Origin of the sequence: uncultured Tateyamaria sp., assembly GCF_947487805.1 — a bacterium.
In the GTDB taxonomy this organism is placed as follows: Bacteria; Pseudomonadota; Alphaproteobacteria; order Rhodobacterales; family Rhodobacteraceae; genus Tateyamaria.
On the sequence record NZ_CANKXW010000005.1, the window covers coordinates 171,517 to 198,077 of the forward strand.

Consider the following 26,561-nt stretch of genomic DNA (forward strand, 5'->3'; position numbering starts at 1 on the left):
CTGCGCCCCGGCGCGCAGCCCGGGCCTGTGCGATTTGTGCGAAACCGGGCGCGGGCCGTTGCGGGGGCCGTGCGATTGGCCTAATCAGGACGAAACTTGATGAGGAGCGCGTAGATGCGTTTGAGCCGATATTTCCTGCCTGTGCTGAAAGAAAACCCGAGCGAGGCGCAGATCGTCAGCCACCGTTTGATGCTGCGGGCCGGCATGATCAAACAGGCCAGCGCGGGCATCTATTCGTGGCTGCCTCTGGGCTTCAAGGTGCTGCGCAAGATCGAGAATATCGTGCACGAGGAACAGGCCCGCGCCGGACACATGGCGATGCTGATGCCCACCATCCAGTCGGCGGACCTGTGGCGGGAAAGCGGGCGCTATGACGCCTACGGGGCCGAGATGCTGCGCATCAAGGATCGCCATGACCGCGAGATGCTGTTCACGCCCACCGCCGAAGAGCTGATCACAGATATCTTCCGCGCCCATGTCGGCAGCTACAAGGATCTGCCGCTGACCATGTACCAGATCCAGTGGAAATTCCGCGACGAGATCCGCCCGCGCTTTGGCGTGATGCGCGGCCGTGAATTCCTGATGAAGGACGGCTACAACTTTGACCTCACCAAGGAAGATGCGATGCACAGCTACAATCGCCATCTGGTGAGCTATCTGCGCACCTACGAGCGGATGGGGTTGCAGGCGATCCCGATGCGCGCGGATTCCGGCCCCATCGGCGGCGATGACACCCATGAGTTCCTCGTGCTGGCCGACACCGGCGAGAGCGAGGTGTTCTATGACAGTGCCGTCACGGATCTGAGCTTTGGCGACCGCGACATCGACTATAACGACGTGGCCCAGTGCGCAGGCGTGATGGAGGAGTTCACCAACCTCTATGCCCGCACCGACGAAACCCATGACGAAGCGTTGTTCAATGCCATCCCGGAAGAGCGCCGCCGTGTGGCGCGCGGCATCGAGGTGGGGCAGATCTTTTACTTTGGCACCAAGTATTCCGAGGCGCTGAATGCCGTGGTGCAGGGCCCCGATGGCAAGCAATCGCCCGTGCACATGGGCAGCCACGGCATCGGTGTGTCCCGCCTGCTGGGTGCCATCATCGAGGCCAGCCACGACGACAAGGGCATCATCTGGCCCGAAGGTGTCACGCCGTTCCATTGCGGGATCGTGAACCTGAAACAGGGCGACGCAGAGGCCGATGGTGCCTGCGACGCGCTGTACCAAAGCCTGACGGCGCTGGGGCTTGAGCCGCTTTATGATGACCGCAACGAACGCGCGGGTGGCAAGTTTGCGACGATGGACCTGATCGGCCTGCCGTGGCGCATCACCGTGGGGCCGCGTGGGCTCAAGAACGGGGTGGTCGAACTGACCTCGCGCCGCACCGGCGAGAGCGAAGAGATGACGCCCGAGGCCGCAGTGCAGAAGGTCGCGGAGATTTACGCTGGGGTCTAGGTGATGTGGCGGCGTGTCCTGTCGGTCGTGTTTTGCGTTTTGACCGCTTCTGCGGCGGTCGCGGACGACGCGCACGTCAGACTGACTGCCGCCTTTGATGCATGGTTGGCCAAGGCCGACACGCAGGGCCAGATTGCCACGGCGCTGCCGGGGCCGGACGGGCTTGATCTGGTCCGCACCGGGTCCGGCATGGTCGAGCTGGCCAGTGTCAGCAAATCGGTGACGGCCCTGTGCGTGCTGGATCTGGTGGAGGCGGGGCGGCTTGACTGGTCCGACCGTCTGGCGGATCTGCTGGGCCAGGCACCGGATGTGACCGTGGCGCAGCTGATCACCCATAGCGGCGGGCTGGCGCCAGACAACACCCAAGGCGTCATGGCGCTGTGGCTCAACCGCGCAACACCGGATAGCGCACATTTCAGCGCGCAGGTGCTGCGCATCGTGAACGCGCGCACGACGCAGGAGGCGACACCCGGCACCTACCACTATAACAACGAAAACTACGCGCTGCTGGGCCTTGTGATCGAGGCGGTGACCGGCACACCCTATCTTGACCATTGCCGGGCGGCGCTGGATCTGGGCGACGGGATCGCGGCGAGCCCGCACGCGATGGCGATGCAGCCCTGGGGCGGGTTGATGGCCGAACCGGCGGCGCATCTGGCCTTTCTGCACCGCCATTTCGGACCGGACAGCGCCGTGGGGCAGGACCCCTTTGCCTACCCGCATGTGCCCACAGGGGGCGGCGCCTATTACGGGCTGGGCATGGCCTTTCGCGCCCATGGCGACGGGCACAATTTCTGGCACTTCGGCGCGTGGTGCTTTCCGGACCGGTTCAATCAGGGAAGCTTTGCCGTGATCTGGCAGGACAAGGCCGCAGCCCTTGCCGCCTATGACGCCTGCGTGTCCCGGGACATGATGTTCGACCTCGATGCGGCGCTGGTGGGTGCCGTCTATGGGGGTGTGCAATGATCCTGCGGGTCCTTGCCCTGTCGGGTGGTGTGCTGGGCGGGGCGGCGGCGTCGCAATTCCCTGAATTCTCGCAGCAATACACCCAGCGTCTGGGCGGGGCGGTGGACGCGCTGGAACAGGTGGTCGCGGATTTCGACGCCTCCGCCAGCGCCTCGGGCCTCAGCCGCGACGCGGCCCTCGCGCAGATGCAGGGGGCCGAGTTCCTCGAACGCCGGCGCGCGGATATGGAACGCACATTCGACCGGCACGCGCGGCTCAAGGCCGATCTCGCAGTGCTTGACGATGCGGGGCCGTTCATGCGCGCCTACCACGCCGCCCGGATGACCGATGGCGACGTCGCGCGCGCAGCACTCGAAGTCTATGAACCCGCCGTGCCGCTGAACATGGCCGGCGCTGTCTTTGCGGGCACCGGATTTGTCGCCGGCCTGCTGGGGGTCTGGGCGCTGATCAAGCTGCTGCTCTGGCCGCTGTCGCTCCGGCGGCGGTCCGCGCGCGGCACTTGACCTCGGGCGCGGACAGGGCCACACCTCCTCCAGCCCGAGCAGGAGCCGAAAATGGCCAACCAGACAGCCCCCTTTGCCCCGTTTGAGTGGATGATCGCCTGGCGCTATCTGCGCGCCCGCCGTGCCGAGGGCGGCGTCAGCACCATGACGTGGATCAGCCTGATCGGCATCACCCTCGCCGTCTTTGCCCTGATCGCGACGCTGGCCGTGCGCTCGGGCTTTCGGGCCGAGTTCGTGGACACAATCCTTGGCGCCAACGCCCATGTCACCGTCTACCACATCGGAGAGGTGTCGGCGCAAACGGGGCGTATCGATCGCACCATCGCCGACTATGACGCCATGACCGAAAACCTGCGCGCCGTGCCCGGTGTCACCCGCGCCGCACCGCTGGTGCGGGGCCAGGTCATGGGCAACCTGCGCAGCCGCAATGCGGGCGTGCAGGTCTATGGCCTGCGGGCCGAGGATCTGGCCAGCCTGCCGCGCATCGCGGACCCCGAAACATCGCAGGGCGACATCGCGCGTTTCGAACAGGGCATCGCCATCGGCTCCGGCGTGGCGCAGGAACTGGGCGCGCAGGTGGGTGACCGGATCAAGCTGATCTCGCCCAACGGCGTGCGCACCGCCTTTGGCACCAGCCCGCGCATCAACGCCTACGAGGTCACGTACATCTTCTCCGCCGGGCGCTATGACATCGACCGCGTGCGCGTCTACCTGCCGCTGGCCGAGGCGCAGACCTTTTTCAACCGCGAAGGCGTCGTGGACGAGATCGAGGTCATGGTCGACAGCCCCGAAGACGTCGACAGCTATGCCCGCGCGCTGCTGCAATCGGCCGGCGAAAGGGCGCAGTTGTGGACGTGGCGCGACGCTTCGGGCGGCTTTCTGCGCGCGCTCGAGGTTGAGGACAACGTGATGTTCATCATCCTGTCCATCCTCGTCCTGATCGCGGCAATGAACATCGTCTCGGGCCTGATCATGCTGGTCAAGAACAAGGGCCGCGACATCGGCATCCTGCGCACCATGGGCCTGACCGAAGGGTCGGTGCTGCGCGTCTTCTTCATCTGCGGGGCCTTTACCGGGATCATCGGGACGGCCATGGGCGTGATCCTCGGCTGCCTCTTTGCGATCTATATCGACCCGCTGTTTTCCTTCGTGAACTACGTCATGGGCGGCGGCGTCTGGGATCCGTCGATCCGCGGCATCTATGCGCTGCCCGCCAAACTCAACCCCGAGGACGTCCTCAGCGCCGTGGCCCTGTCGCTGGGCCTGTCCTTTGTGGTGACCATCTTTCCCGCCCGGCGTGCCGCGCGGATGAACCCGGTAGAGGCGCTGCGCTATGAATGATCCGGTGCTGGCCCTCGAAGGGATCACCAAGACCTACAACCCCGGCCTGCCGGGGCAGGTGGATGTGCTGCGCGGCGTGGACCTGACCGTCGCCGCGGGAGAGGTCGTGGCGCTGGTGGCCCCGTCGGGGGCGGGTAAATCCACGCTCCTGCACATCGCGGGCCTTCTGGACACGCCCGACGCAGGGCACGTGACGCTGGGCGGCGAGAACCTCACCGGCCGGTCCGACCGGCGGCGTACGCTGGCGCGCCGCGCCGATGTCGGGTTCATCTACCAGTTCCACCATCTGCTGCCCGAATTCACCGCGCTTGAAAACATCGCTCTGCCACAGCTCAGCGCCGGGGTGGCGCGCAAGGACGCCGACGAACGGGCGCGTATGCTCTTGGCCCGCGTGGGTGTCGACCACCGTGCAGATCACCGACCAGCGGCGCTCTCGGGCGGGGAACAGCAGCGCGTGGCCTTCTGCCGGGCGCTGGCCAATGCGCCCCGGCTCCTGCTGGCGGACGAGCCCACGGGCAATCTGGACCCCGCCACGTCCGACCAGGTGTTCGGCACGCTGATGGCACTGGTCCGCGACACCGGGCTGTCCGCGCTGATCGCCACCCACAACCTCGATCTGGCCGCGCGCATGGACCGCACCGTACGGCTGGAGGCCGGGCACCTGACCTGATCCGGCTTTGGGCCCGATCTGGAAACAGAGTGTTTTGCAACCGGCGGTGTGTATCGGACCCGTCCTGTGCTACACGTTCATGGTTAATGCCTGCTGTTGTGCCCTTGTACCGCCCATGTCCGGAGCCTTTCGATGTCACCTTTGTTTACGCTTTTGTTTCTGACGTTCCTGCCACTCTTTGCGGCTGTTGACGGCGACGCAGAGGACACCAGCACCGACACGCCCGACCCCACCGAGCCCACGGACCCGACAGACCCGTCCACCGACGGGTTCAACATCATGGGCGAGGATTCCCTCAGCGACGATCTGCTTGGCACGATCTTCAACGACACGATCAGCGGCCTCGCTGGCGATGACACGCTCAACGGGCTCAGCGGCGATGACATCATTGACGGTGGTGTGGGCGACGACCTGTTGCAGGGCCGGACCGGGGCGGACACGCTGATGGGCGGCACGGGTGATGACAACCTCAACGGCAACGAAGATGACGACGTCCTGATCGCGGGCGCGGGCGTCGATCGGGCCGAGGGCGGCGACGGCAATGACAGCATCTCGGGCGGGGCGGACGCGGACGACCTGCGCGGCGGTGCAGGGGATGACACCCTGATCGGCGGCGACAGCGACACGCCCTTCGATGCTGCTGCGGATACGCTGCTGGGTGGAGACGGTGCGGACCTTCTGTTCCTGTCCGACAGCGACACCGGCACCGGCGGCGCCGGGGCCGACGGGTTTGCCCTCAGCCAGGGGGAAACCGGCGCGGTGACCATCACCGATTTCAACGCCGCCGAAGACATGCTCATCGTCGAACAGCTGGAAGGGGCCACCACCACCATCTCCAGCCAGACCGCAACCGCCGAGGGCATCGTGATCGAGTTCAGCACCGGCGCCACCGCCTTGCTGTCCGGCCTCGTCAATCCCATCGACGAAGGGCTGGTATCCTTCGTGGATGTCGCCCCGGTGACCGAAGATCCGGGCGAAGACACCATGGGTGGGGATACCATGGGTGAGGACACCATGGGCGAGGACACGATGGGCGAAGATACCATGGGTGAGGACACCATGGGCGAAGACACCATGGGTGAGGATACCATGGGACCTGCCACCGTGACCTCCTTCACCGGCACGGACGGCGATGAAAGCCTGACCCCGCCGGGTGCCACCCAAGCCCTGAATGCCGACCTCGCGGGCGGCAACGACAGCGCCACCGGCGACGCGCAGGACGACACGATCGCGGGCGGCACAGGCGCGGATACGCTGGCCGGTGCCGCGGGTGACGACATCCTCTTCTCCACCAGCAGCGATGCCGCCACCGCCTCCGACGCAGAGGTCGACAGCCTCGACGGCGGCCTTGGCGATGACACCCTTGTGCTGGGCGCGGGCGATATCGCGACGGGGGGCGACGGGCTTGATACCTTTGCCCTGCGCGCGGACGCGAACGACACGGTCACGGTGACGGATTTCGATCCCTCCGAGGACCTGCTGCTGGTCGAAACGGCCACCCCCGCGGACATGACGATCCTGGGTCAGACGGTCGTGTCTGGCAACCTGATCATCAGCTTCTCCAACGGCGCGGACATCCTGCTCAGTGGTATCGGTGCGGAAATTGATCCATCCCTGATCCGCTTCGAAACACCGGGCATGTCAACAACCGCTTGACGCAAGCGCATGGTTTTGCTCTGACTTTACTCCGCGGCCAGCGCCCGCAGGAGTAAAACGTCATGGCAACTGTTGCACTGGTCAAAATCGAACGCACCGTTCAGGCCGCGCTGATGCGCCACGGAGCCGGCGCCTTTGCCGCCGCCGAAGTGGCCCGCGCCACCGCCCGCGCCGAGGCGGCGGGCAACCGGATTTGCGGGCTGTACTATCTCCAAAGCTACTGCCAGCAGCTGGAAACCGGACGGGTGCAGGGCGACGTGGTGCCCGTGGTGTCCACACCCCGCCCCGCCGCTGTCCACGTGGATGCGCTCATGGGCTTTGCCCAGCCCGCTTTTGCCTACGGGCTGGCGCCCGCGCTTGACGCCGCACGCCAATACGGCGTGGCGACCCTGGCCGTGGGCCACGCGCATACATGCACCTCGCTGGGCTATTTCACCGAACAGATCGCGCAGGCCGGGCTGATCGGGCTTGGCATGACCAACGCCTCGCCCATCGTGGCCCCGCCGGGGGGCAAGACGCGCATGATCGGCACCAACCCCATCGCCTTTTCCGTGCCCGACGGGCAGGGCGGGCTGGCCATGCAGTTCGACCAGTCCACCACAACCGTGGCACTGGGCAAGATCACGATGGCCAAGGCCGCAGGCCACAGCATCCCCGAAGGCTGGGCGCTGGACGCCGACGGCAATCCCACCACCGACCCCGAGGCCGCCCTCGCAGGGTCGCTCGTGTCGATGGGCGGCTACAAGGGCTGGGGCTTTGGCATCATGGCCGAGCTTTTGACCGCCGGGATGGCGGGCGGTGTCCTCAGCCGCGATGTCAAACCGCTCAAGGCCCCCGAGGGCCCGCCCCACGATCTGGGCCAGTACTACATCCTGATCGACCCCAGCGCCTCTGACCACTTTGCCGACCGCCTCACCGCGCTGTCCGAACTGGTGGCGCAGGACGCGGGCGCGCGCCTGCCGGGCCAGTCCCGCGTGCTGGCCGATCCGGTCGATGTGGACGACGCCGCCTGGGCACAGGCGCTGGACCTCGCGGCGCTGCCTGGCTAGGTCTGCTGCGTCAGCCACACACCCGCCGCCATCAGCGCAATACCCCCCAGCCGCGCCGCCCCCAGCGTCGACACCTGCGCGCCAAAAAGGCCGAAATGGTCGATGGCCGCCGCACTGATCAACTGCCCCAGCAGCACGAAGAACACGGCGTTCCCGACCCCGAAATGCGGCGCGATATAGGTCACCGACAGCACGTAAAACGCGATCAGCACACCCCCCAGCAACAGGTGTTTGGGCGCGGCCGCCAGTTTGGACATCCCCTGCGCCCCGGTCAGCACAAACACCAGCCCCGCCGACCCCAGCGCGATCAGAAAGAGCACGGTCGCCGCAGCCGCCGGGCTGCCCAGCCGCGTGCCCAGTGCCGCATTCAACGCGGCCAGAATGGGGATGCCGATCCCCGCCAATAACATGATCAGCGCATATTGGGCCATGTCAGGATCTCCGTTTCCTCAGGGCAAAGCTCATCCGCATATTCCATCCAATGCGACCCCGTCCCATGGCAGGCGCACATCGTATTGTCGCGACTGCGGCAGGGCCGCGACGGGCATGGCCTTGGAAATCAGCGCATGCAGGCGCACGGTGCGGGGCGCTTGCGGGGCCAGCGCACGGCAGCACACAAACTCCTCGACGATCGAGCCTTGCTGCTCGAACCCGAACTCGGAAAAGCTGCGCGTGTCGCTCATCTCGAACAGATAGGGATCGCCGCCGCGCTTGTGCTCGCGGGCGGCGCGCAGGGGCGAATACCCCGTGACGGCGCGGTTCTGCCACTGCCACACATGGGTCAGTTCATGGGCCAGCAACATGGCGGCGATCAGGTTGATTTCATTGGGGTAATCCGGGACGTAGTCGTCCAGGTACCAATCCTTGTCAAACAGCACATGCGTCCACAGCGCCACCGCTGCGGGCTTGGCCGTGACGATCTCGTCGCGAGGCGGGGGCAGGATCAGCTCGCGGCAGGTCGTGCGTGGCCGCGCCTTGCGCCGGAACGTCACCGCGCGCGTCGGCGCCCCGTCCACCAACCGTACGCGCGACACGTCCAGCGCATCGCCATGCACCGTCCGGGCAAAGGCGATCTCGGTCTCGGTCAGCGGCCTGCCGCAGCTGGCCACCAGCGTGAGGATCAAAAGTGCGCGCAAAATCATCGTGCCACAGTAGGGGGCAGATTGGCGCAAGGTTCAAGTCACGAAACCGATGTCAGGCGGGCGGCAGTGCAAAGGTGGCCGTGGCCAGCGCCACGGGCTTGGCCGCGGGCTGCGCCGTGAGGGTGCACTGCGCAAAGGCCAGCGCGCGGCCCGCACGGGTCACGGTGGCGGTCGCCTCGATGCCGTCGCCCGTCCCCGGTCGCAGGAACTGCGTGTCCAGCGTCACGGTGGCGACCGGGATCATGCGCCCCAGATGCGCGCCGGTGGCGAGCACCATGGCCGTGTCCGCAAGCGTGGCCAGCGCCTGGCCTGACACGATGCCGCCGACGCGGGCGATGTCGTCGGTGATCGGAATGGAAAGGGTGACGCCTTGGGTATCGGCCCGCGTCACACGGGGCTGCAAGGCCAGCACCCAGGGCGCGAAATTCTGATCCAGAAAACGTTGAACGGTGGTGGTGTCGATCATCCCGGCACTCTGGCGCGTGGGTGCTGCGCTGGCAAGCCTACCCGTCGCGGCGCCGTGAGCGGATGTGAGGGGGCGGCCCCTTTATGCGGCAGGCTGCCGCACCCACGTTTGTACCATGATCGCAGGGCAGATGCCTTGCGGCACGCACCGCAGGCCTCCGCTCACGGACGCGCCCGGCCTGCCAGGAAAGGAGAGAAGAGATGGAAAAGGTAATCATTCCAACGGTTTTCGGGTTTGCCAGCATGATGGGCCTCTGGGTCGTCGTCGGTGCTGTGATCTGACCTGATGCGCGCCGGTTGCCGCCTGTCATGGACGTCTGGGCGGCAACGGGACGGCGACGGGGCGGGTGCCATTGTCCCCCCAAAAACGGCATCCGCGCCGGCGCCGCCAAAACGCCCCAAACATGCCCCGATTGGGTAAACAGTCGTTAACCATTGCGGGGTCATATGAAGCCAGACACGGGCAGCGTATTGGCCCGCTTCGATTTAGCGAGTACCGGCGGAGGCGAAAGCCTCCGCTTTTTTTTAAGCGTACGGCCATGCCGTGCGCGTAACCCGGCAGCGTATCACGCAGTGATGCGCGAGAGGGTTTGCTGCAATTCCTGCGCTACACTGCACCAAGTCCATTTGAGCAATGAATTCCAGGGCGGAATCAAGGCCGTAGGCCGCCGCCCCATCGCCGGGCCGCCCCCCGGCACGGCGATATGGTTGGTGTATGCGCGCCGCTCGGATCGAAGATGTACGTGGCAGCCATAAAGCTCTGCCGCACAAAGGTCGGATCGCCGCCCCGCGGCCCATTGACGTGTAAACTCAAGAAAGAAAAACCTACGAATGCAAGAGATGAGAGAACCCAGGTTCAACAAAAGGCTCTAACTGCAGCCACAGTTTGAGATCATCTAATTTATGCGATGTGAAACAAGGCAACGGGCTATTGTCCAGCTTGACTGCGAATTCATTGTTCAAACGAAAAATTTCGAATTCATTTTTCGTAGTGCTGAAGTTTTGTTCGTGTTTCGTTGCTTGCCACCTGTGGGAAACATCAGGGTTCATGCGAACGGTGCTTCGTTCACGTTTTAGCGCCTCATAAATCCAAAGTTTATTCATCCAAACATATCTGTCTGCGGAAGCTCTCAAACTGGGAGCAACTTCTCCTTTCTCGGGGTTTGCAAATGATGCAACGCTGATTTGAGTGCCCGAGTCAGCGACTGCCTGAACCAAAGGTAGGAAATCGCCATCCCCTGCATACAACGTTGCGCTCTTCATAACTCCTGAATACGCCAATTTTGTTGCATCAATAGCTAGCTGAACGTCGACGCCTTGCTGTTTAATTTTTTTGCCCTTTTTCGTCAGTTTCCCGAGTTTGACAATAAATCCGTCAGTCCGTTCTAAATCTACTACGTCTTTAGGTTTGCTTCGTTCGTCTTCGGTCGCTGCATAGGCATAGCATCTGTGATGGCCAAAGTTCTGGAAAAGCCGATGAAATTCGATGTCGCCAGCGTCCTCTTCGGAGATTGCAAGATCACTTAGAATTGTGTTCAGTGATTTCCGTACGTTATCGACGTCTATAAAGCCAAAACTGGGAGAATTGTTCTGATTTGGTGTCCCCACACTGCGAAGAAAACGCTCCCGATCGCTAAACATCCAACTCCTCCACAAACCGCGCGTTCTCCTGGATGTACTGAAACCGCATCTCCGGTTTCTTACCCATCAGGCGCTCGACCAGATCACCGGTCTCGCCCGGTTCATCCTCGTCGATCGACACGCGGATCAGTTTGCGCGTCGCGGGGTTCATGGTGGTGTCCTTCAGATCTTTCGCGTCCATCTCGCCCAGACCCTTGAAGCGTGAGACGTCGATCTTGCCCTTGCCACCCAGACCGGTCTCCATGAGCGCAGTCTTTTCCGCCTCATCCAGGCAATAGACGCGCCGCGCGCCTTGGGTCAGGCGGAACAGGGGCGGGCAGGCGAGGTAGAGGTGGCCCGCATCGATCATGGGCCGCATCTGGGTGTAGAAAAACGTCATCAGCAGGGCCGCGATATGCGCGCCGTCCACATCCGCATCCGTCATGATGATGACCTTGTCATAGCGCAGATCGTCGATGTTGAACTTGGTGCCCAGGCCCACGCCCAGGGCCTGCGTCAGGTCCGAGATTTCGGCGTTCGAGCCCAGTTTCGACGACGCCGCCCCCAGCACGTTCAGGATCTTGCCCCGCAGCGGCAACAGCGCCTGCGTCTTGCGGTCCCGCGCCATCTTGGCCGACCCACCGGCGGAATCCCCCTCGACGATGAACAGCTCGGTGCCGTCGCGCGTGGCACTCGAACAATCAACCAGCTTGCCGGGCAGGCGCAGCTTCTTGGTGGCCGTCTTGCGCTGGGTCTCCTTTTCGGCCCGGCGGCGCAGGCGCTCTTCGGCGCGCAGCACGAGGAAATCGAGGATCGCGCCCGCGGATTTCGTATCCGCCGCCAGCCAGTTGTCAAAGTGGTCGCGCACGGCACTTTCGACCAGCCGCTGCGCTTCGACCGTGGCCAGCCGGTCCTTGGTCTGGCCCACGAATTCCGGCTCGCGGATGAAACAGCTGACCAGCGCACAACCGCCGGTGATCAGGTCATCGCGGGTGATCGTGCTGGCCTTCTTGTTGCCCGCCAACTCGCCATAGGCCTTGATCCCCTTGAGGATCGCGGCCCAGAACCCGGCCTCGTGCGTGCCGCCCTCGGGCGTGGGCACAGTGTTGCAATAGCTCTGGATGAACCCGTCGCGCGCAGGCGTCCAGTTGATCGCCCATTCGACCTTGCCCGGCACGTTGAACCGCTCCTGAAACTCCACCGTCCCGGCAAAGGGCGCCTCGGCATAGGTCGAGGCCGCCCCCAGCGTTTCGCGCAGGTAATCGGACAGGCCGCCGGGGAAATGGAACGTGGCCTCCTGCGGGGTGTCGCCATCGGCAATGGCCGATTTCCAGCGGATCTCGACGCCCGAAAACAGGTACGCCTTGGACCGCACCATCTTGAGCAGGCGCGCGGGCTTGAAGGTATGGGTGCCAAAGATCTCGGGGTCCGCATGGAACGTCACGGTCGTGCCGCGCCGGTTCGGCGCTGCGCCCACCTGTTCCACCGGGCCCAGCGGCAGGCCCCGCGAAAACCGCTGTTCAAACAGCGCCTTGTTGCGCGCCACCTGCACCACCATCGTGTCCGACAGCGCGTTGACCACCGACGCGCCCACACCGTGCAGACCGCCCGAGGTCTGGTAGGCCTTGCCCGAGAATTTGCCGCCCGCGTGCAGCGTACACAGGATCACCTCAAGCGCGGACTTGTCGGGAAACTTGGGGTGCGGATCAATCGGGATGCCCCGGCCATTGTCACGCACCGTCACCGCGTAATCGGCGTGCAGTTCCACCTCGATCCGCGTGGCATGTCCGGCCACCGCCTCGTCCATGGAGTTGTCGAGCACCTCGGCCACCATGTGGTGCAGCGCCCGTTCATCGGTGCCGCCGATATACATGCCGGGGCGCTTGCGGACAGGCTCCAGCCCCTCCAACACCTCGATCGACGATGCATCATAGTCCGAAGCCGCGCCGGCCCCGCTCAATAGATCTGTCATGGCAGCTGCTCTTTTTCATTGGTTGAGGCGCAGTATGCCAGAGCCGGGCAGAGGGGGGAAGGGTGCGCGTGCCGCCGCTCAGCCCCGCCGATCAGCCCGGCCAGTGCGTGCCGAGCCCGTGATGCCTTTGCTGTTCCGCCACCATTTCCTTGTACCGCGCCATCTTGTGATCAAAGCGCAGGAATTTCTTGTCGCCGCTGCCGGAATGGATTTCGCCCAGGTGCTGAAATGACGAGGGCAGGTCGCACACCCGGTCATCATCGCGGTTGAGGCACAGGCATTTGGAGGCAGGCGCAGGCACGGCCACGCCGCGCGTGACCCGCGGTGCGGCAAAGGCGATGCCGTGCACATCGTGGGTGCGCACAAGGATCTGCGTCGCCGCCGCACCCAGCGAATGGCCCATGATGAATTTCGGGTGGTGCCCCTTGGTCTTCATCCAGTCGGCGATGACCTTGGCATGTTTCATGAACCCTTGGTGCCAGACCACATTGCCGGCGCCCCATTTTTCGGTCAGTTCGTCATTCAGCCGGTATTTCTTGCCGCCAAAGTTCAGCGCGCGCAGGTTGAACATCACGTAATCCGCGACCGAATTCGATCCGGGGATGATCAGGATGTTCTGCTTGGTGAAAATGGCCTGCACGTGGCGGTCGTCGAGTTTGTCCTTGATGCTCGATGTCAGCGCGTTCTTGGCCGCCGGTCTGCGGAAAATCTCGTAGGAGGCTTCGACCATCTTGGCGGCCAGTGCAATGTCGTATCTAAAGCTCAATGCTATCCGTCCCTTGCAAAATTTCCGCGACTATGGCGCGAAACCGCAGGCCTGTGAAGGCCGCGCGACGCCCTTGCCTCAGCGCAGCCAGTCGCGGATGTGATCTGCAATCTTTTCGGGCTGTTGGTGCAGCAGCCAGTGGTCCGCGCCGGGGATCTCGATGCGGGTGAGGTCCGGGGCAAACGCCTCCAGCCCCTCGGTCGAGACGGGCAGCAACGCGGTATCTCCGTCCCCCCAGATCAACAGATGCGGGCAGCGCACGCGCAACCGCTCCAGCGGCAGGTCGGGCATGGGCGCGGGCACGCCCGGATCGGCCACCACCAGCGGTGAGGCGCGATACCAGTTGATCATGCCGCGCAGGCCCGATTGCCGCCACACGGCCTTGTAATCCTCGGCGCGGGCGGGGGGCATCCAGTCGAGGCTCATCTTGGCGGAAAACAGGGTCAGCAGCCGCTCGAAGTCATTTGCGGCCAGTGCGGCGTCGGATGTGGGGCGGCGCAGGGCGTTGATATATTGCGACGCCTCCGATTGCGCCCCGCCCGACGCCATGGCGCGCTGGAACGGGACGGGATGCACGCCGTTGGCGATGATCAGGTGCGACACCAGCTCGGGCCGGAACATGGCCAGCCCATAGGCCACGGACGCCCCCCAGTCGTGGCCCATCACGATGACCGGCCCATCCGTGCCGATCAACGCGGCCATGTCCCCCACCAGATGTTGCAGGGCATAGTCCGCCACGTCCTCTGGCGCATAGCTCGCCCCATATCCCCGCTGGTCCGGCGCGATGCAGTGAAAGTCGTCCTGCAACGCGGTGGCGATCTCGTCCCACGCGCCGCCATACTCGGGAAAACCGTGCAGCATCAGGATCTTTGGCTGCCCTTTGCTACCCCATTCGCGCACCGTGAAAGGGTGACCGCCCAGCTGCCTCTGCCCAACCCGCATCACTGATCCTTTGCCTTGCTTTCAAACCGCAGCCCCTTGGCCGTGCGCGGCGCAAACCCCGCCCAATAGGTGTGGTCCTCGGTCGGCGCGCCCGTGTCGTCCAGATCCACAAGGCCCGCATCCGCGTCGGTGATCAGGTCAAGATAGGGCGCCATCTCCGCATCCTGCTTCAGGTGTATGCCCAGAAAGGCCGTGGCGAAATGCTGCGCGATGTTGTTCATCCGCACCGTGTCCCAGACCGCGTCCGCATAATGCTCGAACGGCACGAAATCGAGACCCTCCACCGGCGTCCAGCTTTCTGCCGGGGCGGGCATCGGGGCGGCGGCATTGTGGTTTGCACGCTCAAAGGTCAGCAAATGGCGCGCGGTGCCCACGGCACCGTCAAAGATCCCGCGGATCGCGTCATAGACCGACACGTCATCCGCGCCCCCCGCCATCAGCATGGTCGGCACCCGCAGGCCCGCCAGACCATTGGTGTCCCAGAACCCCGCATTATTGCCCCAGGGACCAATGGCAATGACGGCCTTGATCCGCGGATCCATCAACGCCTCGTGGCTGTCGGACATCGCCATATGCTGGGCCAACAGACCATTGGGCGTGCCCCAGCTATATTCGGTCGAGGCCTCGGTCACCCCCGCACCCCCAAGGATCAGCGCACCATACCCCCCCATGGAATAGCCGATGACGCCCGTGTTCCCGGCATCCACGATATCGCCGATCGGGCCGTCCAGACCGGCCATGTAATCCACCACAAAGGCCTGATCGAGCGGACGGTTCAACAGGGTCGACCCAAAGGCCGCCTGATCCGAATAGGTGCTGTCGGTGTGGTCAATCGCAACGGTGACATAGCCTTTGGACGCAAGGTTCTCGCCCAGATGGCTCATCAGATAGCGGTTGCCGGGATAGCCGTGGCTGATCACCACCAGCGGATAGCGCGCGCCGCTGGCCGGGGCCGCATCCCGCGCCGCACGGCCCGTCAGCGTGACCTGCGTGACACCGTCCCGCAAGATGGCGGTATACGTGCCGCCCGGGGTCGTGTCAGCGGCGGCGGGGTACCACACCTCCAGCGTCAGCGGACGGTCATAGAGCGGCACGTTGTCCCCATCGATGCTCAGCACGTCGATACTGCCGGGAATGACGGTCTCGACAGTCCGCACCCCGATGGGCAGATCCCCATAGGCCGCAAGCGCCGGCGCATCGGGACGGATCTGGTCAATGGGATTGGCGCCAGCGGTCGCGGCTACGGTGGCAACGCCTGCGGCCAGCGCCGCAACAGGTCGGATCGAGGGGCTCATGTGTTCATGTCCTTGGCGGGCCATTCTGGCCGGGGATGTGCACGCAATTCGTTTCACCGACTACACACACAGTGTGACAGAGCCATGTGGGTCGGATCAACCGGGAAAGGCCAACCTGACCACGCGGTCTGGCGCTCATGTGAGGTCTACAGGGTTGAGACCGCACTGACCACTCGCTACATCTGCGTCATGTCCATGCGCCTCCCCCCCGTTCTGGTCTCTGCCCTGCGTGCCACGCCGATTGCGGCGCTGGCCCTGATGCCACAGACCGCCGCCGCCCATCCACACGTCTTTGTGGACACGCAATTGACCGTCGTTGTGTCTGATGACGGACAGTTCGAGGGGATCGAGGTCGCCTGGACCTATGACGATTTCTATTCCCTTCTGATCATGGCCGACATGCAGCTCGACAATGACGGCGACGGGCGGCTGCGCCCGGACGAGGTTCAGCGGCTGTCGGGCTTTGATCTGCAATGGGTCGACGGGTTTGCCGGTGACAGCTATGCGGAACGCAACGGGCACGCCATCGCGCTGGGCGCGCCGCAGGATCGCGGCGTCACGGTCGAAAACGGCCTGATCACCAGCCGCCATTTCCGCGCCGCCTCCGGTCCCGCCGACGGGGTGGTGATCAAGGCCTTCGACCCGACCTTCTACACCGCCTACAGCCTTGTGGGGCAGGTGACGGTGCAGGGGCCATGTGCCGCAACCCAGACGGCGGCCGATCTCGACGCGGCCTATACTCTGGTCGAAGAACTGCTTTATGCCACCCCCGCCTCTGATCTCGAGGACGGGTACCCGGAAGTGGGCGAAGCCTTTGCCGATACGGTGCGCGTGTCATGCGCGGGCTGAGGATTGGCGTAGTGGCCGTGGCGGCGGCTGTGCTTGTCTGGCTGTTCGGCTTTGGCGGCATGTCCGATATCTCGGTCTGGGCCGCAGACCAGCAGCGCACGGCACAGACCGCACTGGCGCAAGGCCTGCGCGCCGTGCGCGCCGGAGAACCCGGCGCGTGGCTGGCCCTCATGGGGGTCTGCGCGGCCTATGGGTTCTTTCACGCCGCAGGCCCCGGTCACGGCAAGCTGGTGATCGGCGGCTATGGCGCGGCCTCGCGCGTGACGGCGTGGCGTCTGTCCTGGCTGGCCGTCGCGTCGTCGCTGGCACAGGCCCTGGCGGCGATCCTGCTGGTGGGACTGGGCGCGCTGGTGCTGGGCTGGGGCCGGGCCGAAATGACCGAGACCGCCGACCGTATCCTTGCGCCTGTGAGCTATGCCGCGATTGCGCTTGTCGGGCTCTGGCTTTTGCTGCGCGGCGCGCGGCGGGCATGGACGGCGGCGGCACACCCGGTGGATGATCACGGCACCTGTCAAAGCTGCGGCCACGCCCACGGGCCCAGCGTCGATGAGGCGGCGGCGGTGACCTCGTGGCGCGACGCGGCGGCGATTGTCCTGTCGATTGCCATACGGCCCTGTACGGGGGCGGTGTTCCTGCTGATCCTGTGCTTTGGCCTTGGCATCCCGCTGGCGGGGATCGCCGGGGCGCTGGTGATGGGCCTTGGCACGGCCAGCGTGACCGTTCTGGTGGCGCTGGCGGCGGTGGGCACGCGCAGCTCGCTTCTGGCGGGGTGGAGCGGCGCAGGCGCCGTGCGGGCCATGGCGCTCATCGAGATGGTGGCGGGCGGGCTCATCGCGCTGGTTGCGACCGCGCTGGTCCTGCCGCTCATCTGAGCGCAACAGGGGGCTTTTCTTGTTGGCGGGGCAGGCGTAAGGGTGGGGTCATGTCCTCCGTCCAGATGTCATATCCTGCCCATGCGCGCGCCGCATTGGTTCTGGGCCTGCCCTTGATTGGCGGGCATCTGGGGCAGGTGGCCATCGGCGTGACCGACACCATGATGCTGGGCTGGTACGGGGTGTCGGAACTGGCCGCGTTGACGGCGGCAGGGTCGTGGTTTTTCGTGCTGTTCCTGATGGGGTCGGGCTTTGCCTGGGCGGTGATGCCCATGGTGGCGGCCTTTCACGCCGAGGGCGACGAGGCCAGGGTGCGCCGTGCCACGCGGATGGGCCTGTGGCTGAGCATGGGATTTGCGGTGCTGGCGATGCCGCTGATGCTGTGGTCCGAGCCGGTGCTGCTGGCGCTGGGCCAGACGCCCAGGGTGGCGGCGCTGGGCAGCGAATATCTGATGATTGCGGGCTGGGGGATCTTTCCGGCGCTGATCGTGATGACGATCAAGAGCTATCTGGCCGCCTTGGAGCGCACCCAGATCGTATTTTGGATTACCGCCATCGCGGCGCTGGTCAACGGGATTGCGAACTATGCGCTGATCTTCGGCTATTTCGGTGCGCCCGAGATGGGGATCGCGGGGGCCGCGATTGCGTCCGTGGTCACGCAGGTGGTGATGCTGGTGGGCGTGGTCGCCTATGCGGCCTGGGTCCTGCCGGAACACAGCCTGTTCCAACGCCTCTGGCGGGCCGATTGGGATATGTTCGGGCAGGTGTTCCGGCTGGGCTGGCCCATCGGTCTGACCAGCCTGAGCGAGGTAGGGCTGTTTGCGGCGTCCGCCTTCATGATGGGGTGGCTGGGCGAGGTGCCGCAGGCCGCCCACGGGATCGCGCTGCAACTGGCGTCGATCACCTTCATGGTGCATCTGGGGCTGAGCAACGTGGCCACGATCCGCGCGGGCAATGCGTTGGGCCGGCACGATCTGCCGCATATGGTGCGGGGGGCCTGGACCGTGACGGCGTTGAGCGTGGCGATGGCGCTGTTGACCATGGTTGTCTTTGTCGCGGTGCCCGAGCCGCTGGTGTCGCTGTTCATTGGCCGCGATGTGGCCGCGCGGGACGAGATCCTCGCCATCGGCGTGGTGCTTCTAGCGCTGGCGGCGCTGTTCCAGCTGGTGGACGGGGCGCAGGTGATCGCGCTGGGCCTGTTGCGCGGGGTGCAGGACACGCGGGTGCCAATGGTGCTGGCGGGGGTGTCCTATTGGCTGATCGGGATGCCGGTGTCCTATGTGCTGGGATTTGTGCTGGGCTGGGGCGGTGTGGGCGTCTGGCTTGGGCTGGTCTTTGGGCTGGCCTGTGCCGGGGTGGCGCTGATGCTGCGGTTTTGGCGGGTGTCCGTGCCTGCCTTGCGCCGGGACGCCGGGTCGGACGCTGTTTCCGTCCCCTGACGGGGCCGGAAAGACGCCCCGCCCGCCGTCCCGTATCGTGTGCTCAGTCCGGTTTGTCGGCCAGCAGCCGGTCGGCTTTCTTGCGCACCAGCACGGAGCGCAGGTCGTGCATTGCCAGGAGAAGCGCGTCCGTCACGTCTTCGAGTTGGTCATCGGTGGCGCGGCTTTGCACCCATTGGGTTGTCAGGTTCATATAGTCCACCGCCCGGTGGATGTCGTCGATGTCCCGGTGCGCCAGCACATCCGCCCGCTCTTGCATCCAGACCTTGATCCGGGCCAGATCCTGATCCGACAGGGTGCGGTCGCCATGGGGTTTGATCTCGCCATTGCGGATGTTGACCACGGCGATCTGGTCCATCTCGATCCGCCGCTGGCGGTTTTCCGTGTCCACGCGGAACACGGCCGCCCCGTTTTCGCGCACACGGAAGTAGTATTCAGGCAGCTCCGCACCCATGCTGTGTCCTCGTTACTTCAGTCCCGCACAGAACGTCTGGATGCGGCTGCACGCTTCTTTGAGCGCGTCATCGGACGTAGCGTAGCTGACGCGAAAGTTCGGCGATACCCCGAATGCGGCGCCAAAGACCACCGCCACGCCTGCATGTTCCAGCAGTTCGGTGGCAAAGACCTGGTCGTTTTCGATCACTGTGCCGCCGGGCGTCGTCTTGCCGATCAGCCCCTGGATCGACGGGTAGACATAGAACGCCCCTTCGGGCACCGGGCATGCGATGCCGTCGATGGCGTTCAGCGCCTCAACCACCAGGTTGCGGCGGCGCACAAAGGTCTCGTTGTTGGGCGCCAGGAAATCCTGCGGCCCGTTCAGCGCCTCGACCGCCGCGTGCTGGCTGATCGAACAGGGGTTCGACGTCGATTGCGACTGCACTTTGCGGATCGCCTTGATCAGGTGTTCGGGTCCCGCCGCATAGCCGATGCGCCAGCCGGTCATGGAATAGGCCTTGGACACGCCGTTCACTGTCAGCGTCCGGTCAAAGAGGCCCGGTTCCACCTGCGCGGGCGTGCTGAATTCGAACCCGTCATAGGCCAGGTGCTCGTACATGTCGTCGGTCATCACCCAGACATGGCTGTGGCGCATCAGCACATCCGTCAGCCCCTTGAGTTCGTCGCGCGAATAGCCCGCGCCCGTCGGGTTCGAGGGCGAGTTGAAGATCAGCCACTTGGTCTTGGGCGTGATCGCGGCCTCAAGCTGCGCGGGCGTCATCTTGAAGGCGGTGTCGATCCCGCATTCCACCGTCACCGGCGTGCCGCCTGCCATCAGCACCATGTCGGGATAGCTGACCCAGTAGGGCGCGGGCACGATGACCTCGTCACCTTCGTTCAGCGTGGCCATCAGCGCGTTGTACAGCACCTGCTTGCCGCCGGTGCCCACGGTGACCTCTGCCGGGGTATAGGTCAGGTCGTTGTCGCGCTTGAACTTGTCGACGATCGCCTGTTTCAGCTCGGCAATGCCGTCGACGGCGGTGTATTTCGTTTTGCCCAGGGCGATGGCCACCACGGCCGCGTCCTTGATGTTTTGTGGCGTGTCAAAGTCGGGCTCGCCCGCGCCAAGGCCAATGATGTCCTTGCCCTGGGCCTTGAGGGCGGCGACCTGCCCGGTAAGGGCGACCGTCGGGGACGGTTTGACGCGGTCGAGAGTCGCGGAAAGGAATGTCATTTTGGCCTCGGGGTGCTAGATCACGGATAAACCCCTCATAGGCGGCGCTTTCCGTGCGATCAAGCGCTACCGCGGACAAGGAGACACCCCGATGGAAGACGTTCAGGACTGGTACAGCGCGCAGGCCGCAACATTCGGTGACCGCGTGGCGGGCGCCCGCGAGCAGGCGGGGATGACGCAAAAGCAGCTGGCCAAGCGCCTGGGCATCCGTCTGGCCACCTTGCGCGCGTGGGAGGATGACCTGAGCGAGCCGCGCGCGAACCGGCTGTCGATGCTGGCGGGGCTGCTCAATGTCTCGATGATGTGGCTGATCAACGGCGAGGGCGAGGGGCTGGATGCGCCCGATGAGGCAAGTGCCATTGCGCCCGAGCTGCGCGATATCCTGACGGAGGTGCGCGATCTGCGCTCGGATCTGCTGGCACGGGCCGAGCAGGTGGGGCGGCTTGAAAAACGTCTGCGGGCCGCTCTGGCGGAGTCGTCGCATGGCTGAGGAAGTGCGCGAACACCGGCTCAAGCGGTTGCGGATGCGGTCGATGCGGCGCGGGATCAAGGAGATGGACCTGATCCTGTCGGCCTATGCGGAGGCCAATCTTGACGCGATGGACGCCCACGCGCTCGATACCTATGACGCGATGCTGAACGAAAACGATCAGGACCTCTATCGCTGGGTGACGGGGCAAGAGCCTGCGCCGGAACGCTTTTCTGCGATGCTGGACGATATTTCGCGCACTTTTCAGCCATAAAGTCCGCAGGTCTGCTGCATTTAACCGAATCTTTCCGAATCATCCCCATTTTCTGGTCCGAGCAGCAAAGTTCGGAGATCACGGATGAGTATTCAGGAAAAGATTGGCCAGGGGCCCGGCCGGCCGGATGCGGGCGGTCAGGATGCCGGTTTCATGATCGGATATCTTGAGGCGCTGTCGCTTGTCGAACGGTTGCACCGGCTGCTTTTGGATGTGATCAAGGATGAATTCGAACGGGTCGGCGTGTTGGAGATCAACGCGGTGCAGGCGCTGTTGCTGTTCAACATCGGCGACAACGAGGTGACGGCGGGCGAGCTGAAAAGCCGCGGCTACTACCAGGGCTCGAATGTCAGCTACAACCTGAAGAAGCTGGTCGAGATGGGGTACATGCACCACCAGCGCTGCGAGATTGACCGCCGTTCGGTGCGGGTCAAGCTGACCGACAAGGGGCGGCATATCCGCGATGTGGTGTCCGATCTCTTTGGCCGCCATGCCGAAGGGTTGCAGGCCAAGGGCGTGCTGGGCCCCGAGGGGATCGTCGACATCACTGCATCGCTGAAACGGATGGAACGGTACTGGACGGACCAGATCCGCTACATCTACTGATCCACGCGATTTACTGTTTTATGGGGTCGCCGGATCCCTCTGGCGACACCTGACCGAGCATGAGCGTCTCAAGCTCCCGCTCAAGTTTCCGCGCCATGGCGTCGGCATAGTCTTCGAACCCCAGCGCGGTTTCGACAAAGCTGTCCGATCCGACGATGACGTTGTGCTGGAAATAGGCCGACAGGGCCGAAATCTCGCCTTGCCGCAAATCCCCCAGACTGGGCGCATCCGCGCCGATGACCAGCGCGTTGATGGTGATGCCCGTGGGTGCGATCTCGGGTTTCACATCCACAGGGCGGGGGCCAAGGTTCGACTTGCCATCCCCCGACAGATCCAGCGTCCGCTTCCAGCACTCCGACCGCTCCGCCAGATGCGCCACGCCTTCGCGCATGGCAAGGCCGAGCGCTGTGCCCGGCGTCGCCTGCCGCCGATCTGTCGCGCGCAACTGGCCGATGATCGCGTCCAGAACCGGCGCGCTCGTCACCGATGTCCAGGGCAGGATTACGGTCGGATCCTCCGGCCCGCTCCACTCGTATACCAGCAGATCCACCGGCGTGCCGGGCAGGATCAGGATCGCCTGCCGCACCTTGGGATGATCCAGCGCCGCCGCCAACCCGTCCATCTGCAACCGGTATTCCCGCGCATCCACCGACCCCGACACATCCAGCCCCAGCGCCAGCGCTTGCCGACAGGCCGCCTCCGCCGCCCCGGCCAGACCGCCGCACACCAGCAGAGCCGCGGCCAAACCCTTCATCCCGCGCGCCCCGGCACGGCAACCGACCCGATCACCGGCGGCGTCAACTCGCGCTCCAGCTTGCGCCGGATCGCCCGCTCGTAATCCTCGAACCCCTGCGCCACTTCCAGAAACGCCCCGGGCCCGCGCAGCACTTCTTTCTCGTAAAACTCGATCAGCATCGTCTCGGACGTGAACTCGGCCGCATTCACCACCAGCCCGTTCACCGTCACCTCGTCGAACGCAAACTCCCGATAGGCCAGCTGCGGGCCAAACCCCTCGTTGTTCTGCCCGTCACCCGCCATGTCTATGGTCTGGCGCAGGCACCGCGGCGCCCGCGCCAGCATCTCGGCCCCGAACCCCAACGCATAGCCCATGGCGGTGGGAAATTCGCTGTGCGACCGCACGCTGGCCGCCACCGTCTCCGCCGCCACCACCAAGGCCGCCGGGCTGTCGATCAACAGCCAGTCCAGTACAACCTCCTGATTGTAGCGCCCCGACCACTCGTAGACGGCCAGCGCCACGGGCATGTCATTGGCAAAGAACGCGGCCTGCACCTCGGGCGCGGTCAGCGCCGCCACCAGGCCACCGCGCTGCAACCGATCCTCGGTCGCATCGACCGAGGATGACACGTCCAGCGCCAAAAGCAGCGCCAACCGGCAGGCAAGGGCCGGCGAGGCCACGCAACAGGCGGCCAAGATGGCCGCCGCCCTTACCAATGGCCGGTGTTTTCCATGCTCGCCCACGGCTCCTGCGGGGGCAGATCATCGCCCTTCTGCAACAGCTCGATCGAGATGTTGTCAGGCGACCGCACAAAGGCCATGTGCCCGTCGCGCGGGGGCCGGTTGATCGTCACCCCATTATCCATAAGGTGCTGACATACCTCGTAAATATTGTCGACGCGGTAGGCGAGATGCCCGAAATGGCGGCTGTCTGACGGCAGCCCGTCATCGCCATCCCAGTTATAGGTCAGCTCGATGGGGCATTCCGGCTGGTCCGGTGGCGCCATGAAGATCAGGGAAAACCGCCCGCCCTCGCTGTCGTGGCGGCGCGTTTCCTCCAGCCCCAGCAACTTGTAAAAAGCCATCGAGGCATCCAGATCTTTCACCCGCACCATCGTGTGCAAATAGGTCAATCCCATCGGGTCCGTTCCTTTCCAAAAATCCTGTGGGTCAAAGCCTAGCATGGTGCCGCCCCGTGTCGAGGGCAGGGGGGATCAAAACTCCGAGCGGATGCCCAGACCCACGGTCACCTGTTCCAGATCAAACAGGTTGATGTTGGAATCGGTAAAATTCCCGCGCACCGTCACGGCCGGGTTGAACCCGTAATAGTCGATGTCCTTGAACGTCGCCGTCGCATCGGCAAAGAGCGACATGTCCGTCCGGCCCGACGCATCATGGCGCGACACGTCGTAATCGCGCCAGCGCGCGGTCAGCCCGTATTGCATCTGCACCCCCATGATGTCCGACTTGGGGCGGTAGGACGCGCGCAGGCGCAGCTCGTCATATTCGGCCTCGTCCCGCGGCGACGCCGTGGTCGCCACCCCGGTCGACAGCGACAGCTGCGCGCCGCTGTCCAGCCGCCGCGACACCCCGGCCTCAATGTTGAAGGTGCGGCGGTCAAACGTGTTCTGGCCAACCTCTTCGCGCAGTTGTGCCGACATCACCAGCTGCGACCGCGGGGTCAGCGCCACGGTGCGCGACGCGCCGAAAATGGCATAGCTGGCATAGCGGTCGCCGCCATACCACGACTGGCCCGCGCTGATCTCATAGCGGTGCTCGGCCTTGCCGCCCTGTACCATCTGCAAATGCCGCCAGCCAAATTCCAGCGTGCCATAGGCAAAGTCCGACCCGCTGACCCCCGGCGCGTCGCGGCGCGCGCTGTCTGACAGCACAAAGGTGCGGTAACTGGCCTTGGCAAAGATCTCGTCCGCCGAACTTGCGCTTTCGCGGAACCGGTAGCGGGTGTTGACCGTGGCGCCCAGCTCAAGCCCCGACAGCGCCTGTGACGCGCCCGACAGCTGGTATTCGACCGGCGTCCCAAAGAGCAGGTCGGTGATCTGGTAATTCAGCCGCGACCGGTCCTTGGAACTGCCATTGTTGACGTTGGATGTGGGCGCGAAGGTAAAGGTAAAGTCGGTGCGCCAGGGGTTGCGGCTCTGGACATAGCGAAAGTGATCCTTGGCGCGTGCTTCAAGCTCGGGCGTCGGGGCGTGGTGCCCGGCGCGGCGCAGCCACAATTGCGCCGCCGTGCGCCGCCCGTCCGATGACAGCGCCTGCGCCATGATCAGCGCCGAGGCATAGCGTTCCTCGTCCGTATCCGCCAGCGACCACGCGGTGCGCGCGGCTTTGCGCGCGGCGGTATAGTCGCCCATGGTACGATGCGCGCGCCCCTGCACCAGCCATGCGGTCAGGTCGGTGGCGTCCCGCTCGGTCAGCGCCTTGGCATAGCGCAACGCCCGGTCGGGCGCGCCCACCCGCAATTCCTGGGTGGCGGCAATGCGCAGCTGGTCCGGGCCCAGAACCACCTGGGCCTGTCCCACCGACAGGGGAAGGGCGCAGGCGATCAGGCCAAGGCCCGCAGCGCGCCACGCAGCAAGGGGGGCCAACATGGGGCGTTACCTCAGCAGGATGAACCCGCTGGTGTCGCGCACGGTCACGTTGCTCTGCTCGGACGTGTTCTCGGCCACGATGATGCCCACCAGTTCCTCGGCGTTGTCGCCCGACAGGATGGCATAATAGTTGCCCGACTCGTAGGTCTGCACCGCACCGGTATTGTCCACGAACGAACTGGTGATGGATCCCAGGATCTCGCCGTTTTCATCCAGCACACCGGGTTCGATCACAAAGGTCATCGTGGGGATCTGGCTCAGCGATGCGTTCGAGGTCGCGTTGATGTTGCTGACGACGCTGGCGGTGATGTCATTGCCCGCGATATCGAACACCTGCCGGTTGTCGAGGAACCCGCGCACACCGTCGCCGCGCTGGCCGGTGCTGTCGTTAAAGTCGTCAAAGTCGATGGCAATGGCCAGGTCGGCCGTGCTGTATTCCGACCCGCCGCGCCCGTTAAAGTCGCGCAGCCCCCCGGTCCGGCCATTGTAGATCGCCTGACCCGTGCTCGGCAGGGTGACGTTGTTGTCGCGCTGGTAAACGAATCCGCCGAACCCGTACTGGCGATACGCCCCCGTCCGCACAACCGCAAACTGCGTGTTGCCCGACGCGCTCACGCCATAGATCGCCCGGTGCGACAGCTGGTTGATCGGCGCGCCGGTCAGGCTGTCGGGATATTGCGCATCCGCCTCATAGACCGCATAGGCCCCAAGGCTGGAGACCAGGGTGCCGCGCGCATATTCGTTGTCCCCGTCAAAGGCGAGGTTGTCGACGGTAAACGTGTCGGCCGTGGAATCATAGCTGACCCCCGTGGCAAATCCGTTCCCGCTTGTCGCGTCATCGGTGCTGGTCGGTTCGGACCGGAAAATCCCGATCGCCGAAGAGGGCGACGCCGTGCCCGGAGGCACAACCCGGCTGGGGTTCGTGATCCCGGTGCCGGTGCCGGTGCCGGTTCCCGTACCGGTGCCTGTGTCGGTCGTGGTTTCAACAAACGGGTTGCCACTGCCACACGCGCACAACCCCAGGGCCATCAGCCCCGGTATTACAAAATGTTTCATAGATGCCTGCCCGATTACGGTTTTTTCTTTGCGATGATCAGACCCATTCGCCACGCTTCTGTCAACCCGGCCCGTCTCCAAGCCAATGGAACTAGTGCCAAAAAACAATACCGTATCCTGCGAGTTCCTATCGGCCAAAACACT

The 26,561-nt window shown here is 64.7% G+C and carries 28 protein-coding genes; 13 read left to right on the forward strand and 15 right to left on the reverse strand.

All coding sequences use genetic code 11. The features are described from left to right. Positions 1-114: 114 nt before the first annotated feature. From proS to Q0949_RS13765, 7 genes are all read left to right on the forward strand, one after another. Positions 115-1,452, forward strand: a complete 1,338-nt coding sequence (proS, locus tag Q0949_RS13735; protein ID WP_299373244.1) for a proline--tRNA ligase — start codon at positions 115-117, stop codon at positions 1,450-1,452. Positions 1,453-1,455: 3 nt separating this feature from the next. After that, complete coding sequence (locus Q0949_RS13740) at positions 1,456-2,418, forward strand: serine hydrolase domain-containing protein (RefSeq protein WP_299373246.1); 963 nt, start codon at positions 1,456-1,458, stop codon at positions 2,416-2,418. Beyond that, a complete protein-coding gene (locus tag Q0949_RS13745; RefSeq protein ID WP_299373249.1) occupies positions 2,415-2,921 on the forward strand; it encodes a DUF2937 family protein in 507 nt (168 codons plus the stop codon). The genes Q0949_RS13740 and Q0949_RS13745 overlap by 4 nt, the downstream gene beginning before the upstream one ends. 51 nt (positions 2,922-2,972) lie before the next feature. Continuing rightward, a complete protein-coding gene (locus tag Q0949_RS13750; RefSeq protein WP_299373252.1) occupies positions 2,973-4,262 on the forward strand; it encodes a lipoprotein-releasing ABC transporter permease subunit in 1,290 nt (429 codons plus the stop codon). Next, positions 4,255-4,932 carry an ABC transporter ATP-binding protein gene (locus Q0949_RS13755; RefSeq protein WP_299373255.1) on the forward strand — a complete coding sequence of 226 codons (678 nt, stop codon included), beginning with the start codon at positions 4,255-4,257 and terminating at the stop codon, positions 4,930-4,932. Before Q0949_RS13750 ends, Q0949_RS13755 begins: the two co-directional genes overlap by 8 nt. A 132-nt stretch (positions 4,933-5,064) precedes the next feature. Further along, positions 5,065-6,588, forward strand: a complete 1,524-nt coding sequence (locus Q0949_RS13760) for a hypothetical protein (protein ID WP_299373257.1) — start codon at positions 5,065-5,067, stop codon at positions 6,586-6,588. Between the two features lie 62 nt (positions 6,589-6,650). After that, complete coding sequence (locus Q0949_RS13765; RefSeq protein WP_299373259.1) at positions 6,651-7,637, forward strand: Ldh family oxidoreductase; 987 nt, start codon at positions 6,651-6,653, stop codon at positions 7,635-7,637. On the opposite strand, the gene Q0949_RS13770 is transcribed toward Q0949_RS13765, so the two are convergent. From Q0949_RS13770 to Q0949_RS13805, 8 genes are all read right to left on the reverse strand, one after another. Next, positions 7,634-8,068 (reverse strand): DMT family transporter, encoded by a 435-nt coding sequence (locus Q0949_RS13770; RefSeq protein WP_299373261.1) that lies wholly within the window; start codon positions 8,066-8,068, stop codon positions 7,634-7,636. The genes Q0949_RS13765 and Q0949_RS13770 overlap by 4 nt on opposite strands. 30 nt (positions 8,069-8,098) lie before the next feature. Then, positions 8,099-8,779: a hypothetical protein gene (locus tag Q0949_RS13775; RefSeq protein WP_299373263.1), complete on the reverse strand. Its 681-nt coding sequence runs from the start codon at positions 8,777-8,779 to the stop codon at positions 8,099-8,101. A 52-nt stretch (positions 8,780-8,831) separates the two neighbouring features. Further along, positions 8,832-9,245, reverse strand: a complete 414-nt coding sequence (locus Q0949_RS13780; RefSeq protein WP_299373266.1) for a PaaI family thioesterase — start codon at positions 9,243-9,245, stop codon at positions 8,832-8,834. Between the two features lie 824 nt (positions 9,246-10,069). Next, positions 10,070-10,885 (reverse strand): NYN domain-containing protein, encoded by an 816-nt coding sequence (locus tag Q0949_RS13785; RefSeq protein WP_299373268.1) that lies wholly within the window; start codon positions 10,883-10,885, stop codon positions 10,070-10,072. Continuing rightward, positions 10,878-12,836 carry a DNA topoisomerase IV subunit B gene (gene parE, locus Q0949_RS13790; RefSeq protein ID WP_299373271.1) on the reverse strand — a complete coding sequence of 653 codons (1,959 nt, stop codon included), beginning with the start codon at positions 12,834-12,836 and terminating at the stop codon, positions 10,878-10,880. Before parE ends, Q0949_RS13785 begins: the two co-directional genes overlap by 8 nt. A 91-nt stretch (positions 12,837-12,927) precedes the next feature. Next, positions 12,928-13,602, reverse strand: a complete 675-nt coding sequence (locus Q0949_RS13795; RefSeq protein WP_299373273.1) for a hypothetical protein — start codon at positions 13,600-13,602, stop codon at positions 12,928-12,930. Between the two features lie 78 nt (positions 13,603-13,680). Further along, positions 13,681-14,463 carry an alpha/beta hydrolase gene (locus Q0949_RS13800; protein ID WP_366524035.1) on the reverse strand — a complete coding sequence of 261 codons (783 nt, stop codon included), beginning with the start codon at positions 14,461-14,463 and terminating at the stop codon, positions 13,681-13,683. Between the two features lie 80 nt (positions 14,464-14,543). Further along, complete coding sequence (locus Q0949_RS13805; protein WP_299373277.1) at positions 14,544-15,839, reverse strand: alpha/beta fold hydrolase; 1,296 nt, start codon at positions 15,837-15,839, stop codon at positions 14,544-14,546. Positions 15,840-16,034: 195 nt separating this feature from the next. Between Q0949_RS13805 and Q0949_RS13810 the strand changes: the two genes are divergently transcribed. The 3 genes from Q0949_RS13810 to Q0949_RS13820 are packed head-to-tail and all read left to right on the forward strand — an operon-like array spanning position 16,035 to position 18,999. Continuing rightward, positions 16,035-16,688, forward strand: coding sequence for a DUF1007 family protein (locus tag Q0949_RS13810; RefSeq protein ID WP_299373279.1), 654 nt, complete (start codon positions 16,035-16,037; stop codon positions 16,686-16,688). Next, positions 16,676-17,560, forward strand: a complete 885-nt coding sequence (locus Q0949_RS13815; RefSeq protein ID WP_299373281.1) for a hypothetical protein — start codon at positions 16,676-16,678, stop codon at positions 17,558-17,560. Before Q0949_RS13810 ends, Q0949_RS13815 begins: the two co-directional genes overlap by 13 nt. A 50-nt stretch (positions 17,561-17,610) precedes the next feature. Further along, positions 17,611-18,999, forward strand: coding sequence for an MATE family efflux transporter (locus Q0949_RS13820; RefSeq protein ID WP_299373283.1), 1,389 nt, complete (start codon positions 17,611-17,613; stop codon positions 18,997-18,999). Positions 19,000-19,042: 43 nt separating this feature from the next. On the opposite strand, the gene Q0949_RS13825 is transcribed toward Q0949_RS13820, so the two are convergent. Both Q0949_RS13825 and Q0949_RS13830 read right to left on the reverse strand, forming a co-directional pair. Then, positions 19,043-19,453 carry a hypothetical protein gene (locus Q0949_RS13825; protein ID WP_299373285.1) on the reverse strand — a complete coding sequence of 137 codons (411 nt, stop codon included), beginning with the start codon at positions 19,451-19,453 and terminating at the stop codon, positions 19,043-19,045. Between the two features lie 12 nt (positions 19,454-19,465). Further along, the gene (locus tag Q0949_RS13830) at positions 19,466-20,668 is read right to left on the reverse strand and encodes a pyridoxal phosphate-dependent aminotransferase (protein ID WP_299373288.1); all 1,203 of its coding nucleotides are present in this window, start codon (positions 20,666-20,668) and stop codon (positions 19,466-19,468) included. Between the two features lie 91 nt (positions 20,669-20,759). Between Q0949_RS13830 and Q0949_RS13835 the strand changes: the two genes are divergently transcribed. The 3 genes from Q0949_RS13835 to Q0949_RS13845 all read left to right on the forward strand — a co-directional run bounded on the left by Q0949_RS13835 (position 20,760) and on the right by Q0949_RS13845 (position 22,017). Further along, complete coding sequence (locus tag Q0949_RS13835; protein WP_299373291.1) at positions 20,760-21,158, forward strand: helix-turn-helix transcriptional regulator; 399 nt, start codon at positions 20,760-20,762, stop codon at positions 21,156-21,158. Then, a complete protein-coding gene (locus Q0949_RS13840) occupies positions 21,151-21,411 on the forward strand; it encodes a succinate dehydrogenase assembly factor 2 (protein WP_299373294.1) in 261 nt (86 codons plus the stop codon). The genes Q0949_RS13835 and Q0949_RS13840 overlap by 8 nt, the downstream gene beginning before the upstream one ends. Before the next feature lie 153 nt (positions 21,412-21,564). Continuing rightward, positions 21,565-22,017, forward strand: a complete 453-nt coding sequence (locus tag Q0949_RS13845) for a winged helix DNA-binding protein (RefSeq protein ID WP_299373655.1) — start codon at positions 21,565-21,567, stop codon at positions 22,015-22,017. Positions 22,018-22,027: 10 nt separating this feature from the next. On the opposite strand, the gene Q0949_RS13850 is transcribed toward Q0949_RS13845, so the two are convergent. From Q0949_RS13850 to Q0949_RS13870, 5 genes are all read right to left on the reverse strand, one after another. Next, positions 22,028-22,771: a DUF1194 domain-containing protein gene (locus Q0949_RS13850; RefSeq protein WP_299373297.1), complete on the reverse strand. Its 744-nt coding sequence runs from the start codon at positions 22,769-22,771 to the stop codon at positions 22,028-22,030. Next, positions 22,768-23,469: a DUF1194 domain-containing protein gene (locus tag Q0949_RS13855; RefSeq protein ID WP_299373658.1), complete on the reverse strand. Its 702-nt coding sequence runs from the start codon at positions 23,467-23,469 to the stop codon at positions 22,768-22,770. The genes Q0949_RS13850 and Q0949_RS13855 overlap by 4 nt, the downstream gene beginning before the upstream one ends. After that, positions 23,463-23,891, reverse strand: a complete 429-nt coding sequence (locus tag Q0949_RS13860; RefSeq protein WP_299373300.1) for a VOC family protein — start codon at positions 23,889-23,891, stop codon at positions 23,463-23,465. Before Q0949_RS13860 ends, Q0949_RS13855 begins: the two co-directional genes overlap by 7 nt. Before the next feature lie 75 nt (positions 23,892-23,966). Further along, the gene (locus Q0949_RS13865; protein ID WP_299373302.1) at positions 23,967-25,361 is read right to left on the reverse strand and encodes a hypothetical protein; all 1,395 of its coding nucleotides are present in this window, start codon (positions 25,359-25,361) and stop codon (positions 23,967-23,969) included. A 6-nt stretch (positions 25,362-25,367) separates the two neighbouring features. Beyond that, positions 25,368-26,417 carry a hypothetical protein gene (locus tag Q0949_RS13870; RefSeq protein ID WP_299373305.1) on the reverse strand — a complete coding sequence of 350 codons (1,050 nt, stop codon included), beginning with the start codon at positions 26,415-26,417 and terminating at the stop codon, positions 25,368-25,370. Between the last annotated feature and the right edge of the window lie 144 nt (positions 26,418-26,561).

Coding starts and splice junctions, on each gene's coding strand:
- proS (WP_299373244.1), top strand. CDS start 115: ATGCGTTTGAGCCGATATTTCCTGCCTGTGCTGAAAGAAAACCCGAGC.
- Q0949_RS13740 (WP_299373246.1), top strand. CDS start 1,456: ATGTGGCGGCGTGTCCTGTCGGTCGTGTTTTGCGTTTTGACCGCTTCT.
- Q0949_RS13745 (WP_299373249.1), top strand. CDS start 2,415: ATGATCCTGCGGGTCCTTGCCCTGTCGGGTGGTGTGCTGGGCGGGGCG.
- Q0949_RS13750 (WP_299373252.1), top strand. CDS start 2,973: ATGGCCAACCAGACAGCCCCCTTTGCCCCGTTTGAGTGGATGATCGCC.
- Q0949_RS13755 (WP_299373255.1), top strand. CDS start 4,255: ATGAATGATCCGGTGCTGGCCCTCGAAGGGATCACCAAGACCTACAAC.
- Q0949_RS13760 (WP_299373257.1), top strand. CDS start 5,065: ATGTCACCTTTGTTTACGCTTTTGTTTCTGACGTTCCTGCCACTCTTT.
- Q0949_RS13765 (WP_299373259.1), top strand. CDS start 6,651: ATGGCAACTGTTGCACTGGTCAAAATCGAACGCACCGTTCAGGCCGCG.
- Q0949_RS13770 (WP_299373261.1), bottom strand. CDS start 8,068: ATGGCCCAATATGCGCTGATCATGTTATTGGCGGGGATCGGCATCCCC.
- Q0949_RS13775 (WP_299373263.1), bottom strand. CDS start 8,779: ATGATTTTGCGCGCACTTTTGATCCTCACGCTGGTGGCCAGCTGCGGC.
- Q0949_RS13780 (WP_299373266.1), bottom strand. CDS start 9,245: ATGATCGACACCACCACCGTTCAACGTTTTCTGGATCAGAATTTCGCG.
- Q0949_RS13785 (WP_299373268.1), bottom strand. CDS start 10,885: ATGTTTAGCGATCGGGAGCGTTTTCTTCGCAGTGTGGGGACACCAAAT.
- parE (WP_299373271.1), bottom strand. CDS start 12,836: ATGACAGATCTATTGAGCGGGGCCGGCGCGGCTTCGGACTATGATGCA.
- Q0949_RS13800 (WP_366524035.1), bottom strand. CDS start 14,463: ATGCTGCACGGTTTTCCCGAGTATGGCGGCGCGTGGGACGAGATCGCC.
- Q0949_RS13805 (WP_299373277.1), bottom strand. CDS start 15,839: ATGAGCCCCTCGATCCGACCTGTTGCGGCGCTGGCCGCAGGCGTTGCC.
- Q0949_RS13810 (WP_299373279.1), top strand. CDS start 16,035: ATGCGCCTCCCCCCCGTTCTGGTCTCTGCCCTGCGTGCCACGCCGATT.
- Q0949_RS13815 (WP_299373281.1), top strand. CDS start 16,676: ATGCGCGGGCTGAGGATTGGCGTAGTGGCCGTGGCGGCGGCTGTGCTT.
- Q0949_RS13820 (WP_299373283.1), top strand. CDS start 17,611: ATGTCCTCCGTCCAGATGTCATATCCTGCCCATGCGCGCGCCGCATTG.
- Q0949_RS13825 (WP_299373285.1), bottom strand. CDS start 19,453: ATGGGTGCGGAGCTGCCTGAATACTACTTCCGTGTGCGCGAAAACGGG.
- Q0949_RS13830 (WP_299373288.1), bottom strand. CDS start 20,668: ATGACATTCCTTTCCGCGACTCTCGACCGCGTCAAACCGTCCCCGACG.
- Q0949_RS13835 (WP_299373291.1), top strand. CDS start 20,760: ATGGAAGACGTTCAGGACTGGTACAGCGCGCAGGCCGCAACATTCGGT.
- Q0949_RS13840 (WP_299373294.1), top strand. CDS start 21,151: ATGGCTGAGGAAGTGCGCGAACACCGGCTCAAGCGGTTGCGGATGCGG.
- Q0949_RS13845 (WP_299373655.1), top strand. CDS start 21,565: ATGATCGGATATCTTGAGGCGCTGTCGCTTGTCGAACGGTTGCACCGG.
- Q0949_RS13850 (WP_299373297.1), bottom strand. CDS start 22,771: ATGAAGGGTTTGGCCGCGGCTCTGCTGGTGTGCGGCGGTCTGGCCGGG.
- Q0949_RS13860 (WP_299373300.1), bottom strand. CDS start 23,891: ATGGGATTGACCTATTTGCACACGATGGTGCGGGTGAAAGATCTGGAT.
- Q0949_RS13865 (WP_299373302.1), bottom strand. CDS start 25,361: ATGTTGGCCCCCCTTGCTGCGTGGCGCGCTGCGGGCCTTGGCCTGATC.
- Q0949_RS13870 (WP_299373305.1), bottom strand. CDS start 26,417: ATGAAACATTTTGTAATACCGGGGCTGATGGCCCTGGGGTTGTGCGCG.